We start from the raw sequence: 17859 nt of genomic DNA on the forward strand, positions 1-17859 counted from the left end.
CCCGGATGGCAAGACACAATGCGCAGCCCACGAGGGGGGCGCGCAGCTTTCTCAATTTGCGTGAGCTGCGGGAAGCTCGTGAGGATTTTCTAGTTGACTGGGCCGCAGAGAAGCGCCCACGCGGGCTCCTCAAGCCAGCTCTTGAGATTAAGTCCGACTACGAATTCATAGCCCGGCTCGACGGGGGCATGGCGGGATGGTTCGTTGCCGAAGGGATTGAGGGCGCGCTGAGCTCAAGGGTGCTTCCTGAGGTTCTCGCGGATCCCGGATTCTCAGGGTCTCGGAACGATGGTGGACTGACTCGCGTCTGTCATGCCGTTATCGTGCAACGTAACGAAGAGGCGGGCCTTCCCTTTGAACTGCTGGTGCGTGTGGACGTATGGGTAAAGGCACGGCATGCCTCCGCTGCGACCAAGCAGCTGGTTCCGGCTGAGGTGGAACGAGAAGAGCTGCACTGCACGATCTTCGACATGGAGGATGACGCGCAAATTGGCGACGTAATGCGCACCTACATCGACATGGTCGCCGAATTCGGCCCTCTGACCTCAGCCCGTACTCTTACGCGCTTGATCGTGTTCCTGGGCGATCCACTTGCGTTGGGCAGCCTGAACGCTCCGAAGAAATGGCGCGAAGAACTCAAGGAGCTTTGTCGGGCGTTTGATGCAGACGTCGGATTTCATCGTGGTCCAAAGTTCGCAGATACGGTGAGCGACAAAGTCACCCACGTTGTTCGCTTTGAGCCGTACTCCGGCGAGGAGCCGAGAACAAGCCACGGGGAAGAAATCGAACAGACTAAGATTGATGCCCGTTCCACCGCCTATGCAGACATGTTTCATCAGATCGCCTTGGCGCTGGCAAATATTGAGGATGAGGCGGAGGCCTCCGCCTTCGAACCGCGGGCCCTTGAGCCGGGCGAACAAGTATTTCACCGTAAGCGCGGCAGATCCGGAAAGTTCGACCTCTTCGATAAAGGTTCCGATACGGCGTGCTCCCACCGTGTGGATTTTGTCCGGTTCTACAACAGCGATAAAGCGGTAAAAGGTTTTCGACGACGGTACACGAACTTCGAGGACTCTTGGATGCACCACTGCCCAAAGTACCCCGGCTGCGGGATGTACGCAGTATTCTGTCCGGGCGGTAAAGAAGCAAGCATGGATTGACGTCGATGGAATCGCTGCGGAGCTATTACGAACCCAGGGACAAGGGGATATATACCCCACAGGCGATCTGGAGCAGATTTCGGCGGCGTTGAAGCGCCGCCGGGGGTTACCGCATGGTTGAGCGTGGCATTGCCGAGAACCTGCACTATGGAGGAACTGGCGCTCGTGGGCATGGATTCTATATCCTCCGCCTCCGCCTGTGTGGTCCAGTGCCCGAGTGGCCAGATACAGGCCGCTCGGTTCTCTGACTCGTTTCGAAGGTCGCCCGGGTCCCGCTTGTCGTCGAGACGAGGTACATCCTAGGGTGAATCCGATCCAAACCCAGTCAGATCGAGTAAGATCGGGACAGACCGCGGCCCAGGCGGCCGCCGTCTGTCCCGAGGAGTGCAGTATTGAGCGAACCGTGGCTTTCTGCCGACGCGATCGCAGCCCACCTCGGCGTTACCAAGGAGACTGTCTACACCTGGATCGCCGAACGTTCCTTGCCGGCCCACAAGGTCGGCAGGCTCTGGAAGTTCCAGACCAGCGAGGTAGACGCCTGGGTCCGCGGCGGCGGGGCCGCGATCTCGGACGATGGCGATGGCAGTGGAAGACCCTGAGCAGTGTTGGCGGGCCCGGGAGGCCTGCTGCTGGCCCAGATACATGCATGAACGTAGAAAGAGTGAACTGTGGCGCTGAAAAAATCTGACCTGTACTCCTCGCTGTGGAGCAGCGCTGATGAACTGCGCGGATCGATGGATGCTAGCCAGTACAAGGACTACGTCCTCACCCTCCTGTTCGTTAAGTACGTTTCCGACAAGGCGAAGGCCGACAAGTCGGCGCTGATCTGCGTCCCCGACGACGGCTCCTTCGACTACCTGATCTCGCTCAAAGGAAAGCCCGACGTCGGCGAGAAGGTTAACGTCGCGATCCGGCGTCTCGCCGAAGAGAACGACCTGCTGGGCGTCATCAACAACGCCAACTTCGATGACCCCGCCAAGCTGGGCTCCGGGAAGGAGTTGCAGGATAAGGTCTCGAACCTGATCGGCATTTTCCAGGACATGGACTTCACCGGCTCCAAAGCCGAGGGAGACGACCTTCTGGGTGATGCATATGAGTACTTGATGCGGCACTTCGCCACCCAGTCGGGTAAGAGTAAAGGCCAGTTCTACACTCCGGCCGAGGTCTCCCGCGTGATGGCGCAGCTGCTCCAGATCCCTGCAAACACCCCGAAGTCCACCACCGTGTACGACCCAACCTGCGGCTCCGGATCGCTGCTGATCAAGGTCGCCGACGCCGCCGCGAACGGGCTGACAATCTACGGCCAGGAGAACGACAATGCCACCTGGGCGCTCGCCCGGATGAACATGATCCTCCACGGCAACGAGACCCACGACCTGCGCCAGGGCAACACACTGGCCAACCCGAAGTTCACCTACAACGGCAACCTCCAGACATTTGACTACCTCGTCGCCAACCCGCCATTCTCGGTCAAGAGTTGGCGGAACGGCTTTGACTTCTCCTACGGCCGATTCGACGGATTCGACACCCCGCCCGACAAGAACGGCGACTACGCGTTCCTCCTGCACATGGTCAAGTCGTTGCGGCCGCGAGGCAAGGGCGTCGTCGTCCTTCCGCATGGTGTGCTTTTCCGCGGAAACTCAGAGGCGAGGATCCGCACAGAGCTGATCAAGCGTGGCTACATCAAGGCGATCATCGGTCTGCCGGCCAACCTCTTCTACGGTACCGGCATCCCCGCCTGCCTGATCGTGCTCGACAAGAAAGACGCCCAGGCGCGCACCGGCATCTTCATGATCGACGCGAGCAAAGGCTTCGCCAAGGACGGCCCCAAGAATCGGCTGCGTCCGCGCGACATGCACAAGATCGTCGACGCCTTTACCAGCGGCAAGGAAATCTTCCGGTACTCCCGGATGGTGCCGATCAGTGAGATTGCGGATCCGAAGAACGACTACAACCTCAACATCCCGCGTTACATCGACTCTTCGGAGCCCGAGGACATCCAGGACCTCCGCGCCCACATGCTCGGCGGCATCCCCAACCGCGACATTGATGCCCTCCAGCCCTATTGGGATGCGTTCCCGAACCTCCGCGGTGATCTCTTCCCACCGCTGCGTGACGGCTACTCGGAGCTCGCCGTCGACAAGACGAACATCCAGGCGGCGGTCACCCAGTCACCAGAGTACCGGGCCTTCGCGAAGGGCATCTCCGACACCGTCGACGCCTGGTGGGCCGACAAGCGCAAGGTGCTCGCCGACATCACACCATCGACCCGCGCCAACGATCTGATCCACGACGCCTCCGAGGCGCTGCTCGAGGCCTTCCGTCCACGCCCGGTGATCGACGAGTACGGCGTGTACGAGCAGCTGATGAGCTACTGGAATGCCTCGATGCACGACGACGTCGCCCTCATCGGCAGCGACGGCTGGGAGGGCTCTGCGAGGCCGCGACTGGCTCGCACCTGGAAGGACAAGAACAACAAGCCCAAGTACGAGGACGCCCACATCGTTACGGGTGCTCGCGCCACCGCGAAGCGCTGGGTCATGGACCTAATCCCACCCGAGTACGTCATCGCTCGGTTCTTCCCAGAGGAGAAGGCGGAGCTCGATGGTCTCACCCTCGAACGTGAGGCCGCTAGCCAGGCAGCCGAGGAATACACAGAGGAACACGCAGTCGAAGAAGGCCTGCTCTGGGAGGCGGTCGAGGACAACAAGATCACCAAGGCGCTTGCGGCAGCACGGCTCCGCGAGGCGAGGCGGGAGGATACTGAGGCCGATGAGATCGAGGCGCTGCAGCAGGTGATCAAGCTCTACGAGGCGGAGGCGGCTGCGAAGAAGGCGGTCAAGGACGCTACCGAGAAGATCGAGCAAGTAGCCCTTGCACAGTACGAGAAGCTCACGACAGACGACATCCAGTCGCTGGTAATCGATGACAAGTGGGGCGGTACGATCCGCCGCCACATCGGGGCGGAGGTGACTGCGCTTGGGCAGGCGCTAATCGCTCGCCTACGTGTCCTTGGCAGTCGCTATGAGTCGACTGCCGGTGAACTCGAGGCCGAGGTAGAAGCGTTGAGCGCCAAGGTCGCTGCGCACCTGGCCGTGATGGGATTCAAAGGATGACCACTGCCATGTACGAGCTGTCCACCGGTTGGCAGACAAGGCCGCTTGGCGACCTGGGTCGCGTCGTTCGGGGTGGCTCGCCTCGGCCAGCAGGTGACCCTCGTTACTTCAATGGATCGTTCATCCCTTGGTTGACGGTCGCCTCCCTCACAGCTATCCCGGCCAGCCAAATCCGGGTCAGCGAGACAGCGGGGTGCCTGACGGAAGAGGGAGCGAAACGAAGTCGGACGCTGCTACCGAACACATTGGTACTTGCTAACAGCGGCGCGACCCTTGGCGTCGCAAAGATATTGGATCTCCAATGCTGCGCAAACGACGGTATTGCAGCATTGATCGACCAACACGCTGGGAACCGGGAATTCATCTGCCAATACCTCAACACGCGAACTGAGTACCTCCGCGACGTTGTGGCACCTGGAAACGGACAGCCAAATCTGAACACATCGCTTATCAAGGACATCGAGGTTCCCTTTCCCCCTGTGCCCGAGCAGGAGGCGATCGCTGAAGTTCTCGCTGACGGAGACGACCTAATCACGAAGCTTGTCCGGATAATCGCGAAGAAGCGTGATGTCAGACAGGGCATGATGCAGGAACTCCTCACCGGCCGCTCTCGCCTCCCCGGCTTCACCGGCGAGTGGAAGCTGCTCCCGGTGGCGGACAACTCGCATCTTAGAGCCCGTATCGGCTGGCAGGGGCTCACTACCGGCGAGTACTTGACTTCTGGTGAGTATCGACTCGTCGGTGGCACGGACTTCAAGAACGGCCACGTCAATTGGGAATCCACCGCGTTCGTGGACCAGTGGCGATTCGATCAGGACAAAAACATTCAGCTCGTGGACGGTGATGTCCTCATAACCAAGGACGGCACCATTGGGAAAGTGGCAATTGTTGATTCGATGCCAGGCCCGTCAACGCTGAACAGCGGCGTATTCGTTCTGCGCCCGAAGCGTGATGCCTACGATTCAGGTTTTATTTTCTGGATGCTGCGGTCTCGCGTATTCGAAGAGTTCGTTGCTGGTCTCAGCGCGGGCTCGACGATCACCCACCTGTATCAGCGAGATCTGGTTACCCTTGAACTCTTGGTTCCGCCCATGCTCGAAGAGCAAGCAGCGATTTCCCGAATCTTGACGGATGCTGATGTTGAAATCGTGGCCTTGGAGCGTCGTTTGGAGTCGGCGCGTGCCGTGAAGGTCGGGATGATGCAGGAGCTGTTGACGGGGCGGACCCGCCTGCCAGTGACGGAGGAAGTATGAGCGCGGTCGGGCAAAAGGAGCGCGAGACCCAGGAGCGGGTGGTCAAGCTCTTCCAAGACGAACTTGAGTACATCTACGGCGGGAACCTGAAGGATCAGGACAACCGCAACGTCGATGAAGACAAGCTCCGCGCCTACCTGCTCCGTCGAGGATACGACGAGGCTCTGATCTCTCGAGCGGTACATCAACTCCTAACCGCTGCAGCGTTCGGCGGCGGTTCTTCGTTGTACGACCAGAACCGCAAAGTCTATGAGCTGCTCAGATACGGCGCGAAGGTCAAGACGGACGTCGACCAGACCACCCAGTCGGTCCACCTGATCGACTGGACCAATCCGGCGAAGAACGACTTCGTCGTGGCCGAAGAAGTCACCGTCAAGGGCCAGCACACGAAGCGACCGGACCTCGTCCTCTATGTGAACGGGATCGCGCTCGGTGTGGTGGAGTTGAAGCGCTCGACGGTGAGCGTCGCCAGCGGCATCCGTCAAAACATCGGCAACCAGCGCCACGACTTTGTCCGCCCGTTCTTCACCACGGTCCAGCTGCTGTTCGCGGGTAACGATGTCGAGGGGCTGCACTACGGGGTGATCGAGACCCCGGAGAAGTACTGGCTGCGGTGGAAAGAAGCAGGCGAAAACGCTGCCCTCGACCTCGCGATCACCCAGATGTGTTCCAAAGAGCGCTTCCTGGAGATCATCCACGACTTCATCGTCTACGACGCCGGCGTGAAGAAGTCCCCACGCCACAACCAGTACTTCGGCGTCAAGGCCTCTCAGGCTCGCGTCGCCAAGCGCGAGGGCGGCATCATCTGGCACACCCAGGGGTCGGGCAAGAGCCTGACAATGGTGTGGTTGGCCAAGTGGCTCCTGGAGACCCAGCATGATGCCCGAGTCCTCGTGATCACCGACCGCACCGAGCTGGACGAGCAGATCGAGGGCGGCTTCTCCGGGGTCGGGGAGAAGATCATCCGCACCCAGTCGGGCGCGGACATGCTCACGATGCTCAACACCTCGAACCCTCGACTCATGTGCTCCCTGGTGCACAAGTTCCGCGGCAGCGACGACGAGGTTCGCGACAAGGACGCCGAGGACTTCGCGAAGGAACTCAAAACGAAGATCCCCGACGGCTTCAGGGCCAAGGGCAACATCTTCGTGTTCGTCGACGAGGCCCACCGCACCCAGAGTGGCAAAATGCACCGCATCATGAAAGACCTGCTGCCGGGGGCGATGTTCATCGGATTCACCGGCACGCCACTGCTGAAGAGCGACAAGAAAACCAGCATCGAAACCTTCGGGTCGTTCATCCACACCTACAAGTTCGACGAGGCCGTCCGTGACGGTGTCGTACTCGACCTGAAGTACGAGGCCCGCAAGGTCGAGCAAGAGCTCCAGGGATCCGCGGCGGTCGACAAGTGGTTCGACGCCAAGACCCGCAACCTCACCGACCTGTCGAAGGCGCGGCTGAAGCAGAAGTGGGGCACGATCCAGAAGGTCTTCTCCTCTGCACCCCGCTCGGCGCAGATCGTCCAGGACATCCTCATGGACATGGAGACCCAGCCACGGTTGATCAGCGGCCGGGGCAACGCCATGTTGGTGAGCGATTCGGTCTATCAGGCCTGCACCTTCTACGAGGCCTTCGTGAAGAGCGGCTTCAGAGGCAAGGTCGCGATCGTCACCAGCTACAAGCCCAACCCGACCGCCATCTCCAAGGAAGACGCGGGCGACGGCGACACGGAAGAGCTCCGAAAGTACGAGATCTACCGGCAGATGCTCGCCGACTACTTCGGCGAGCACCCCGACAAGGCCATCGGCCGGGTCGAAGAGTTCGAGACTGATGCCAAGAAGAAGTTCGTCAACGAGCCCGGCCAGATGCGGCTGCTCATCGTGGTCGACAAACTCCTGACCGGTTTCGACGCGCCGAGTGCGACGTACCTGTACATCGACAAGGGAATGCGCGACCACGGCCTCTTCCAAGCGATCTGCCGCGTCAACCGTCTCGACGGCGACGATAAGACCTACGGGTACATCGTCGACTACCGTGACCTGTTCAAGTCGCTCGACAAGACCGTCACCGACTACACCTCCGAAGCCTTCGGCGAGTACGAGGCCGATGACGTCGACGGACTGATCAGCGACCGCAATGAGCAGGACCGCAAAGATCTCGAGGAGGCTCTCGACGCCGTCCGTGCTCTGTGCGAGCCGGTCGCCCCGCCCAAAAGCACACTCGAATACCAGCACTACTTCGTTGCGTCTACGCCCGGAGATGCCGACCAGATCAAGGATAACGAACCCAAACGCGTCCTGCTCTACAAATCCGTTGCCACCCTCGTACGCGCCTTCGGAGCCGTAGCCAGCGACATGGAAGCCGCCGGCTACACGGCCACTGAGATGGCGTCGATCAAGGACGAGGTCGCCCACTACGCCGCCGTCAAGAGCGAGGTCGAGGCCGGAGCCGGCGAGAACATCGACATGAAGCAGTACGAGGCCGGGATGCGCCAACTGCTCGACACCTACATCAACGCCAAACCCGTCGAACAGGTCGCCGACCTGGAGAAGACCCTGGTCCAGCTGATCGTCGAGCGCGGGCCCGACGCGATCCACACGCTGCCACCTGGAATCAAGGGCAGTAGCGCGGCCACCGCGGAAACCATCATCAACAACGTCCGTAAGACCATCGTTGATGAGCATGCGATGAACCCGCGCTACTACGACCACATGTCCGAACTCCTGGACGCACTCATTGAGAAGCAGAAGGAAGACGCCGAGGACTACGCGGATTACCTCCGCAACCTCATCGAGCTGACAAAGAAGGTCGGCACCCGAGAAGCAGCCGACGGCAAAAGCTACCCGGAATGGGCGAGCACGCCCGCACGCCGGGCGATTGTCGATTTCGTGTGGCGGCCGGTCGATCTCGTCGTCGACCACGAGGCGCTGCATCACCGGATCCAGACGAGCAAGGAACACGGCTGGGCCGACACCGGTGCCGGCAAGATGAAGGAACGGGCACTCGCTCGTGAGCTGCGCATGGAACTCCCCGGCATCGAAGATGACTGCCTGACGGAGTTCATGGAGCTGTTGAAAAACAACGATGAGTACCGCTAGCGGCTATCTGACCGTCGCGGGACTTGGTGTTGATGTCGTCTACAAGAACATCAAGAACCTGCACATCTCGGTCTACCCTCCGGTGGGCCGGGTGCGGGTCGCTGCGCCACAACGGACGACTGAGGACGCGATCCGGCTGGCGGTCGTTCAACGCCTCTCTTGGATCAAGCGACAGCAGGAGCGGCTCCGGAACGCGGACAGGCAGACAGAACGCAAAATGGTCTCGGGGGAGACCCACTACGTGTGGGGACAGCGGTATCTCCTTGACGTCTCCAAATCGAGCGGTGCGTACGGTGTCGAGACAAAGGGCAGTACGCTCTGGCTGATCACCCCGACCGGAACCGACGCCGCCGGGCGGTTCGGGGCACTCGATCGTTGGTATCGGCGTGAGCTGAAGGCCGCCTTGCCGGCTCTCATGGAGAAGTGGCAGCCGATCCTCGGGGTCGAGGCTGACAGGATCGTCGTGCGCCGAATGAAGACCAAGTGGGGCACTTGCGTCACCACGTCAGGGGCGATCTGGCTCAACCCCGAGTTGGCAAAGAAGGACCCACGATGCCTGGAGTACATCGTCGTCCACGAGTTGACGCACCTCCTGGAGCGCGGGCACGGCGAGAAGTTCGTGGCTCTAATGGACCAGTTCCTGCCCGACTGGCGAGCTCGTCGCGACGAGCTGAACGAAGCCCCGCTCGGGCACGAGGAGTGGGACGAAGACGCGCGGACGGTCTGAACCGGGTGGCACGGCAAATCGGCCACCTGTCCTTCAGAAGACGCGGGACGGGCTCGTCGTGTCCGCTGAACACATGCTGGAGTTTCGTCTCGCAGACATCCCCTTCCCGAGACGGGGCGAGTTCACCGAGGCTCAGCCGCTGATGTCGTCTCCTAATCCTGTCTCACAGCGGCGGTCACATATACGGGGTTCCTGAGAATGGCGGCCAATTTTTCGGCGGACGGGCCTGCGCGATGGCCGAACGATTACCGACTGCTCTTGCTAAAAGGCCGGGCGTGTCAGCGACGGACGCTGAGGTCAGTTCTCAAGCCATCTGGCTGTATCTTCGAGCTGGGCTCTGAGATCGACCCACGGTTGGTCGAGGTCGAGCGTCCGAGCGCCGATCCGGTTGCCCTGAATCATGACATCCAGGTCTGGCTGTTTAGGAGCGTCGGTACGTGCGTATAGCAGCAGGCCGCTGACCGATCCGTCGCGGTTCACGTCGGCGTTCTTCACATAGGTCAGCACCTGGTAGAGGTTCGCCGAGTGTATGGTCGCCTTGCCCCACATGCCGACCTGCACCGATCGGCTGTAGTACTTTGCATCGATGATAAGCGTCCGTCGCCCACGCCGGAGCGTGACATCGGTGCGCATTGCCGGGAGCTGTTCGGCTCCGAGCGCCCTCGCCTCATCGAAGTCCCAGGCAACGTTGGACGCGGCGGGGGAGAACTCGGGGTGGTGGGCGGCGTAGTAGCCGCGCAGGAAGCGCTCGTACAGGCTGCTCATCGCGTCGTCCGACACCCATGAAGCGAGCTTTGCTGCACCGGCGGCCTGGGTGGGCAGGAGCCCGCGCACGACCAGCTCACAGACACCGAGCAGCAGCCGGTACGAGTAGTTCGCACGGTGGTAGGTGAGCCCGCCCCAGCGGATCGAAGTCGGTGGGACCAGCGTCACCGCGTCCAGGTATGGCAGGAGCCGGCGCAGCGCGTCCCTGCGCGGTGTGGAGACTTCCCCGTGGCGGATGAGGAGGACCATGACCGACTTCAGTGCCTGGTTGTAGGGCGTGTCGGGTTCGTACTCGTCGAACTCGCACACCAGCCTGCCCCGGACCTTGGAGCGGGTGGCCACGGTCCGGGCGACGTCGATGCGGCCGCGCACGGTGGCTAAGTCGTCGCTGCGCCGCAGGTAGTCGCGGTGGAGGCCGCGTTTGACCTGTGCGCCGACGCCGCGCACGAGAATCTCCGCGAGCAAGTCGTGGAGGTGGTCGAAGGTCTCGGCTGCGATCCGGTCGCTGCCGTCGCTTCGGATCGCCCGGAAGGCGTAAGCCATCATCACGTACACATTGCGGATGGCGATCGAGCGGTCGGTCATGTGAGCGCGGCCCGGAGCCTGACTGCCCACTCCTCGGCCGTGGCCGGTTCGTCGAACCAGTACTCGTCGAGGAGGGGGATGAGTTCGTCCTCGACGACCGAGTGGAGCCAGGTATCCTCGCTGTCGCCGGCCGGGGGTCTGGAGAGGTAGCTGTGCCCGATCGCGAAGCCCTGGCCGAGTGCGGGGTCGGCGGCGATCGCCTTGTTGAGGTCGACGACCGCCGCGACGACGCTGTCGAGCGAAGGGCTGCCCGCGTCCTGCTGCCAGCGGGTGAACCCCTCCGAGTCGAAGCCCGGCCCCATCCCGAAAAAGCCGAAACGACGGCGCAGCGCGTAGTCAAGTACGGCGAGGCCGCGGTCGGCGGTGTTCATCATGCCGATGATGTGCACGTTGGAGGGCACGGAGAATGTTTCGTTCTTGTACAGGAGGCGGAGGTCGTGCCCGCGCTTGTCGGCTTCGATGAGCATAAGCAGCTCACCGAAGATCTTGGAGATGTTGCCGCGATTGATCTCGTCGACGATAAAGAAGTACGGCCGGTCGGCGTCGTCGGCGCGGGCTTCTTCGCAGAACCGGTAGAACGGTCCTTCGGCGAGGACGAAGCCGCCCGTCTCTGTGGGGCGGTACCCCATCATGAAGTCCTCGTACGAGTAGCTTTGGTGGAACTGGACCATCTGGACGCGGCTCGGGTCCTTCTCGCCCATGATCGAATACGCCAATCTCTTGGCGGCGAAGGTCTTCCCGACGCCCGGCGGGCCCGCGAGGATGACGTTCTTCTTGCGCGCCAGCAGGGAGAGGAGACGCTCGTACCGTTCCTCGGGCAGATAGACCTCCCTTAGGAATGCGGCCCGGTCGTAGGGCGGCAGCGGCGCCGTCGTGGCGGGCAGGGCGGGCTCGTCCTCGCCGGTGACGAGCGTTTCGAGCTGCTCGACATAGTCCTGATCAGGAGTGATGTCGGTGAGCGTCTTGAGAGCGGCGTTTCCCGGGTGCTCCCAGGACCCCGTGTGCGTCCACTCCACAGAACGGACATGAATGTACGAGCCACGGTCGGGCTCGAAACGGGCGGCGGAGGTGACCTCGCCGCGCCCCAGGATCTCCTTTCGTCCGCGCTTTGCGAAGACGATGTCACCCACGGCGATATCATGCTGGAACTGCCACACCGCGAGGACGTCGTTCCTCAGCGACCCGCCGGTCCCCTCGGGGTCGAGCGCTTGGCGGATCGCCTCACGGCTCGGGTAGCTGTTGAGGTCGTCGAGCTCGTCCCAGCCGATCGCCATGATGCCTTCGGATGAGAACCTCTCCCATTCCGACGCCTGCGCGCCGGGGGAGCAGAGCCAGTAGTGCCGTGGACGGGGATCGCCCAGCTCAGCAGTCCCCTCATCCGCAGAGGCAGGCTCGGTGCGAGATGGGTCCCAGAGCTGCGCCACCGCCGCCGTCCAGAAGTGAAACGGTCCCTCGACCTCGGAGCCCAAGGCAGCGCGGATCGCCAGCAGGTCACGGTCGATCGAGGCAGGATCGTTGCCCGTCGCCCCGCCAACCCGATCGGCCAGGCCGTTGCGGATCCTCGACTTCATCGGGGCCGATGAGATCGGTTCGAATGTGTCCGGGCGGGCGAGAAACTGCAGCGCGTTGCGAATGTCGGACCGGTCGCTGCCGGAAGCGAGCATGACCCGTTGCAGCTCCCACGGATCGGCGCGTGCAGCCTCGCGCTCCGCCTCTGCCAGCCCGTTCCAGTGGCGCACGAAGGTCGCGGCCCAGATGATGTGCCGCCACAGCGCCCCGTTGTACCCCATACCCCCTTCGAACCCTGCAGTCCCGGCGGGGCGGGCCAGCCAGGCCGACATCGGCTCCGGGATCGTAACGGGGGAGCGGAGGTGGGCCAGCGCCCCCTCGACGTGGGCGCGCCGGGTCTGGGGCCGGGCCGAGAATAGCGGATGCTCGCGCAGGAACACGAGCTCGGCTGCGAGGAGCACCACCTCCCGGGACGCGCCCTCAAGCTGCTGGTCGAACTTGTCCCACTGGCGCTGATCGGCCCCGAGGATTGGATTGTCCCCGATCCTCGAGCGCAGGTCCTCGGCCGCCTCGGCAGTCCAGATTGTCGCCGTCGGGTCGATTACAGACCGTCCGTCGCCGAGCATGTGCGCGATCACCTCACCGGCCTCGCTAGCGATCGCCATGTCAGGTGCCGGCCGTGATGTCGTGACCCGAGCCTCTGCGTCGGTGTCGAAGTGATTTTCGGGCATACCTGCATTCTGCCGGATTGGTACCTGTCCCGCGTGCAAGGCCACGGCGGCTAGCGCTCGTCAATGGTCCCGTCGGGCCAACCTCCGTACCGACGCGGGGAGCTCCCCGCAGGCCTCCTTCATGGCCGCTTCGTAGACTTTCGCGGCAGCGATCTTGTCCACAAGCCTCTTGGACATGACACCGCTGCCGGACGCATCCCGGGACACCCGCCCGCGGACGCGTTCGCGTTCCGGCATTAAAGAACCCCTTGGAATTAGGCTCACCCTTGTGATTCAAGAGACCAAGCGCGCCGCCATTTACCTCCGTATCTCCCTGGACCGCGAAATGGACGGCTTGGCCATCGACCGGCAGCGCGAAGCTTGCGAGAAGATCGCGGGCAACCGCGGCTGGAAAGTCGACGAGGACAGTTACTACGTCGACCAGTCCAAATCGGCGACGGACAAAACGAAGAAACGCCCGGCGTACGATCGCATGGTGGCCGACTTCAAAGCGGATCGTTTCGACGCCATCATATGTTGGGATCTGGACCGGCTAACGAGGCAGCCCAGGCAGCTCGAAGACTGGATTGACGCCGCGGAAGACCGTGGGCTTCAGCTTGTGACTGCCAACGGCGAGGCCGACCTGGCGACCGACGGAGGACGCATGTATGCCCGCATCAAGGCGGCCGTCGCGCGAGGCGAGGTCGACAGAAAGTCCGCCCGACAGTCGGCAGCGCAAAACCAGCGCGCCAGGCAGGGGAGAGCCCCCAAGGGTGTACGACCCTTGGGCTACGCTACCAACGGCGACGTCATCCCAAACGAGGCCAAGGCCGTTCGTGAAATCTTCCGTCTGTTCGCGATCCAGAATGGCCCCTCCATCGCTGCTCTGGCCGCCGGGCTGTCGGGTAAAACCGGTGATCACATTCCCAAGTCGCTTCCGCATTTGCCCAAGCACACCCGCACACTCATGATGGAGCGCAACGAGCGAAGGCAGATTGAAGGGCTGGATCCCAGGCCGGTGCCCGACGACGGACCGTGGGGATCGAGCACGGTACTGGGCATTCTCCGTAACCCCCGGTACGCCGGGTATTCGGTCTACACCGATAAGAAAAACCGGATCAACAAGAACAAGCGCCGCACTTGGTTCTCGCAGGTTCTCCGGGATGACAGCGGCCAACCGGTGATGGGTCAGTGGGATGCAATCGTTGAAGGATACACATGGCATGTCGTGCAGGAACGTCTTGATGACCAGTCGCGGGTGACCAACCGCACCGGGAGCACAGCCCGTAAGCACCTTGGCTCCAGCCTCTACCTGTGCGGAATCTGCGACGAGCCCGTCCGGGCGCACACCCGCGGTTATCGGTGCGCCGGCCATCTGATCCGTTCCCGCTCTCAGGTTGATGGGTTCGTGTTGCGCATTGCTCGCGAGAGGCTTTCCAGGCTCGATTTGCTGGACGCGGTCCCACTGGCGGATGAGCCCCGGCTAAGGGACATTCAACTCCGGATTCTTGAACACCAAGGCCGCATCAAACGCGCCCAGCATGACTACGACGCTGAGATCATTGAGGGTATGGACCTCAAGAGGATCCGGGCCCGGGAAAACGCCGCAATAGCCGACCTGGAAGTCGAACGCCTCCGGTTGGTCGGAGGAAGTGACCTCAAGGTCATACTCGGTGCGGAAGACCCGTTGGTAGCCTTCGATGGCGCGGATGTCGCGATCAAGAGGCGGATCATCGACTACTTCTTTACGGTGAGTCTGTTCCCCCACCCTCGGGGCAGAAAAGCGTTCGACCCGTCGACCGTGAAAGTGGAACCGAAGAGGCGCAGCTCCACCGGGACGATCGGTCCGCTGACTCAGAGGGCGCCGTAGCAACTACGATTGCCGCGGACTAATTGCCGTCCACTTGTAGAGCTATCTCGCACCTGAAAGCCGGCGCGAGATAAAGACGCTGGGGTGGGCCCAAGTGACACGAAGCATCCGAGACGAACCATGCGCTGGGACGCTCGTCGTACACCGGGATAGGACATCCAGCCGTGCCATGGAGGAGAGCTTCCAAGGCACGGTACGGTCCGCGGCACTTTCAACCGCATCGCCGAAGGCACGGCTTGACGGCCATGGAAAAGCTCTGCGCCGGGCCCCTAGGGGTTCACAGGAGCCGCAGCCGACCCTCTAACGCGCCGATTCCGTGGGGGCCAAATTCGGGCAGAAATTGACCAAATTTGGTCAGAACCCGGCCAATTCTGGTCAAAAACAAACGTGCCCTACTCGGGGTGCACGCTGTGGCCATAATTGGCCAGATATTGACCAAAAATAGGCCTCATTCTGGCCAAAAATGGACAAATTCAAACCACGCGCGAACTGGCTCGTGAATTGGGCCAACTTTGGCCCATTTTCGGGCCGTAATTGGGCCATCTTTGGCTAACTCCATGTCTGACCATCGAACCTCGTCGCGGCGAACAGGAGGTGTTAACATGTCTCCACTGGCCAGGAGGCAGCATGGCCGCAAGCGCTAGCGAAGCTCGCCGCAAACTTGCCCATCTCATTGACCAGGTCAACCGCGACCACACCGCCGTTGAGATCACGTCGTGGCGAGGATCCGCGGTTTTGATACCTAAGACGGAGGACGACGCGTTGATGGAAACGAGTTATCTCCTTCGCTCACCCAAGCGTGCCGACCGCCTCCTGGCGGCTCTCGAATCCGTCAGCGACGTCGCAAGCAAAGAGCAGGAGTCCCGCCAGTCGTAGCCGGGCCGACCCCAGTGTGTGCGGGAAATTCGGTCTTGGATATGCGCATTGTTTCGTCTGAAAAGCCCACCCGGGCGCGAGTTGAAAGACGTTTTGCCTGCTCTCAGAGGGGAACCCCTGGGAGCTGCCGGAGAATTTCTTCCGGAATCGCTCAGATTTTCTTTATGGCGCCTAAAGATAATTTGCTATTATTGGTTCAGTATCGAGGGTTGCGCATCGAAATCAGTTTCCGACGAATTGTTGTTGGTAGGGCGTAAAGGAGGTTCATGATAACGGGACGGAGCTCCAGCGTATGAGTGATGCAGTTGGTCGGGCTGGCTTTGATGTAAGCCACATGCGGCACGGCGTTGATGGCAATTCTGCCCGCCGAGCACGCACCCTCAGAGAGTCGATGCGTGAGCTCGGCAATGCGCAAACTTTGGCTTACTTCGTCAAGCACAATCCCAACATAGTTGGGGTCCTGACCCCGACTAACCTGGCTTACGTCAACAACTGTGCTGGCGGGTTCAAGCGGGCCGGGTCAGTTGCCGAAGTGTTGTCCTATGGAGACACCAGGGCGGAGAAGGTATTTCGTAAAATCCGTGTGGACAGCTATACCACGACAACGATGGTGGTGCATCTTCCAAAGTCCATGTGCGAAGCCGTCCACTACACACGCAGCGATGGAATGTACCGCACGCGTTGGGTGGCCAAGGATCGTGCTGAGATGTTGCGCTACTTCGACGTCGCGCTCCATCAGCTAAGCACCAAGGTGCTCACCGGCGGTCACGATGCGATCCATGGCTACGACCTGAACCTCGATGAAACCACACCGCACATCCAGATCATGGCGGACACCTTCGAGGAGGATTCGAAGCACGAAGGAAAGCTCCGGGTGGCCGCGTCGAAAATGTGGGGGTCCCACCCGGACGTGGTCACTAGCGACGGGCATCAGGAAACGAGATTCCAAAAGATGCGCCGCTACCAGAAAGAGTTCCGAGAACGGATGGTTTCCGCAGGCTTCGACGTGGAGATCGACGCGCATCCGGTGCGTAGCGACCGGAAGGAGTCCAAAGCTGACTACGTGGAGCTGATGGAGCGTGAAGAAGCCGTCGAGCGGAAGAGCGTCAAGGCTGATGAGGAACTGGCGTACTTACAGGAGCAGGCTGAGGAGTTGAATGTGCATGCGGCCAGAACGCGTAAGTCAAAAGATGCATTCCGTGCCTGGTCGATCAAGATGAATGAGTACTTGGAGGAAAGGGCGAAGACGTTGGACGCCGAGAAACAGCGGCTTCCTGAACTGCGCCGTAAAGCTTTCCGCGAGGGGAAAGTCGAAGCCGTCGCTGAGGCCCGTGCCGAAATGGGTGTCCAGCTCGCAGCGGAGCGTGCCGTGCTTGCTCAAAAGCTGGAGGAGGCCGGCAAAGCGATTGCGCGGGGGCGGATGGCTGAGATCGCTTGGGAGGCGGCCAAGGAAGAACTCCAAGCCGAGATGCTGCGCTTGAAGAGACTCCCGGCTGACTTTGACCGGTTTTTGGACACCCCTGCTCCCGGCGGCAGGACATTGCGGCAGCTGTATGAGCTGTCAGCGCCCGCCAATCAGGCAAAACGCAGTGAGCGGGTTCAGTCGGTGATCGAGAGGCATTCCTCGATTCCGGGCGTCCGGGAACCCATGGAAGACGGAAGACCGTCATTCAGCTGACAACCGGTCTGTCCGGCTAACGTGAGCTGTTCAAATGCATTGGGGCCAAGTCATCGGCCGTCTTGCATGCCTACGCTGCGTCTCCGTCCCGGCGACTTTTACGACACTGCCATGACAGACCCGCGAGCGTCCCATGGAGAGAGCAGTGCTTATGGAGGTCCTTGGTGAACAAGGAAACTCTTTGCAACTATGGACGTACGGAAAGAGAGGGGTGAGCCCATGTTCGCCGGTGACGAGGAAGCCAAGTCCGCAAGGGAAGAATCCATTCGGCGGATACGGCAGGGTATCCGGGCGGCCCAGTTGCGCGTCGCTCTGGACGATCCCCGAGGACGACCGACCCCTCCGGCGGTGGTGCGATTGGCGCAGCGGACGCTACCGCCACTCCCGTCCCCCTTGGAAGTCTTCACAGCACCGAAAGGGAAGCTGCGTACGGATCCGACGTCGCAGAGACAAATAGCTCGCATCCTGCGCGGTGGAATTCGGGCCGCGCAGTTGAGAGTTGCCCTGGACGA

General features: G+C 61.5%; 12 protein-coding genes. 9 read left to right on the forward strand and 3 right to left on the reverse strand.

Annotation, left to right across the window (positions count from 1 at the left end; genetic code table 11):
• Positions 1-5 precede the first annotated feature (5 nt).
• From ACSBOX_RS05750 to ACSBOX_RS05775, 6 genes are all read left to right on the forward strand, one after another.
• Positions 6-1160: a hypothetical protein gene (locus ACSBOX_RS05750; protein ID WP_442545178.1), complete on the forward strand. Its 1155-nt coding sequence runs from the start codon at positions 6-8 to the stop codon at positions 1158-1160.
• A 392-nt stretch (positions 1161-1552) separates the two neighbouring features.
• Positions 1553-1759, forward strand: a complete 207-nt coding sequence (locus ACSBOX_RS05755; protein WP_442545179.1) for a helix-turn-helix domain-containing protein — start codon at positions 1553-1555, stop codon at positions 1757-1759.
• Positions 1760-1828: 69 nt separating this feature from the next.
• Positions 1829-4276: an N-6 DNA methylase gene (locus ACSBOX_RS05760; RefSeq protein ID WP_442545180.1), complete on the forward strand. Its 2448-nt coding sequence runs from the start codon at positions 1829-1831 to the stop codon at positions 4274-4276.
• Positions 4273-5529 carry a restriction endonuclease subunit S gene (locus ACSBOX_RS05765; RefSeq protein WP_442545181.1) on the forward strand — a complete coding sequence of 419 codons (1257 nt, stop codon included), beginning with the start codon at positions 4273-4275 and terminating at the stop codon, positions 5527-5529. The genes ACSBOX_RS05760 and ACSBOX_RS05765 overlap by 4 nt, the downstream gene beginning before the upstream one ends.
• Positions 5526-8627 (forward strand): type I restriction endonuclease subunit R, encoded by a 3102-nt coding sequence (locus ACSBOX_RS05770; protein WP_442545182.1) that lies wholly within the window; start codon positions 5526-5528, stop codon positions 8625-8627. Before ACSBOX_RS05765 ends, ACSBOX_RS05770 begins: the two co-directional genes overlap by 4 nt.
• Positions 8614-9354 (forward strand): M48 family metallopeptidase, encoded by a 741-nt coding sequence (locus ACSBOX_RS05775; RefSeq protein ID WP_442545183.1) that lies wholly within the window; start codon positions 8614-8616, stop codon positions 9352-9354. The genes ACSBOX_RS05770 and ACSBOX_RS05775 overlap by 14 nt, the downstream gene beginning before the upstream one ends.
• Before the next feature lie 297 nt (positions 9355-9651).
• Here the strand turns inward: ACSBOX_RS05775 and mcrC are convergent, their stop codons facing one another.
• Genes mcrC through ACSBOX_RS05790 form a run of 3 tightly spaced genes read right to left on the reverse strand, consistent with a single transcriptional unit; the run spans position 9652 to position 13181 of the window.
• Positions 9652-10704, reverse strand: coding sequence for a 5-methylcytosine-specific restriction endonuclease system specificity protein McrC (mcrC, locus tag ACSBOX_RS05780; protein WP_442545184.1), 1053 nt, complete (start codon positions 10702-10704; stop codon positions 9652-9654).
• A complete protein-coding gene (locus ACSBOX_RS05785; protein WP_442545185.1) occupies positions 10701-12944 on the reverse strand; it encodes an AAA family ATPase in 2244 nt (747 codons plus the stop codon). Before ACSBOX_RS05785 ends, mcrC begins: the two co-directional genes overlap by 4 nt.
• Positions 12945-13004: 60 nt before the next feature.
• On the reverse strand, positions 13005-13181 hold the full coding sequence (locus ACSBOX_RS05790) for a hypothetical protein (protein WP_442545186.1): 177 nt from the start codon (positions 13179-13181) through the stop codon (positions 13005-13007).
• An 88-nt stretch (positions 13182-13269) separates the two neighbouring features.
• Here ACSBOX_RS05790 and ACSBOX_RS05795 point away from each other — a divergent pair, with 88 nt between their 5' ends.
• The 3 genes from ACSBOX_RS05795 (at position 13270) to ACSBOX_RS05805 (ending at position 17347) form a co-directional block, all read left to right on the forward strand.
• Positions 13270-14793, forward strand: a complete 1524-nt coding sequence (locus tag ACSBOX_RS05795) for a recombinase family protein (protein ID WP_442545187.1) — start codon at positions 13270-13272, stop codon at positions 14791-14793.
• A gap of 627 nt (positions 14794-15420) precedes the next feature.
• The gene (locus ACSBOX_RS05800) at positions 15421-15669 is read left to right on the forward strand and encodes a type II toxin-antitoxin system Phd/YefM family antitoxin (protein WP_442545188.1); all 249 of its coding nucleotides are present in this window, start codon (positions 15421-15423) and stop codon (positions 15667-15669) included.
• Positions 15670-15961: 292 nt separating this feature from the next.
• Positions 15962-17347: a hypothetical protein gene (locus ACSBOX_RS05805; RefSeq protein WP_442545189.1), complete on the forward strand. Its 1386-nt coding sequence runs from the start codon at positions 15962-15964 to the stop codon at positions 17345-17347.
• The last annotated feature ends 512 nt before the right edge of the window (positions 17348-17859 follow it).

It is taken from the genome of Arthrobacter sp. KN11-1C (assembly GCF_052180225.1).
Classification (GTDB): domain Bacteria; phylum Actinomycetota; class Actinomycetes; order Actinomycetales; family Micrococcaceae; genus Arthrobacter.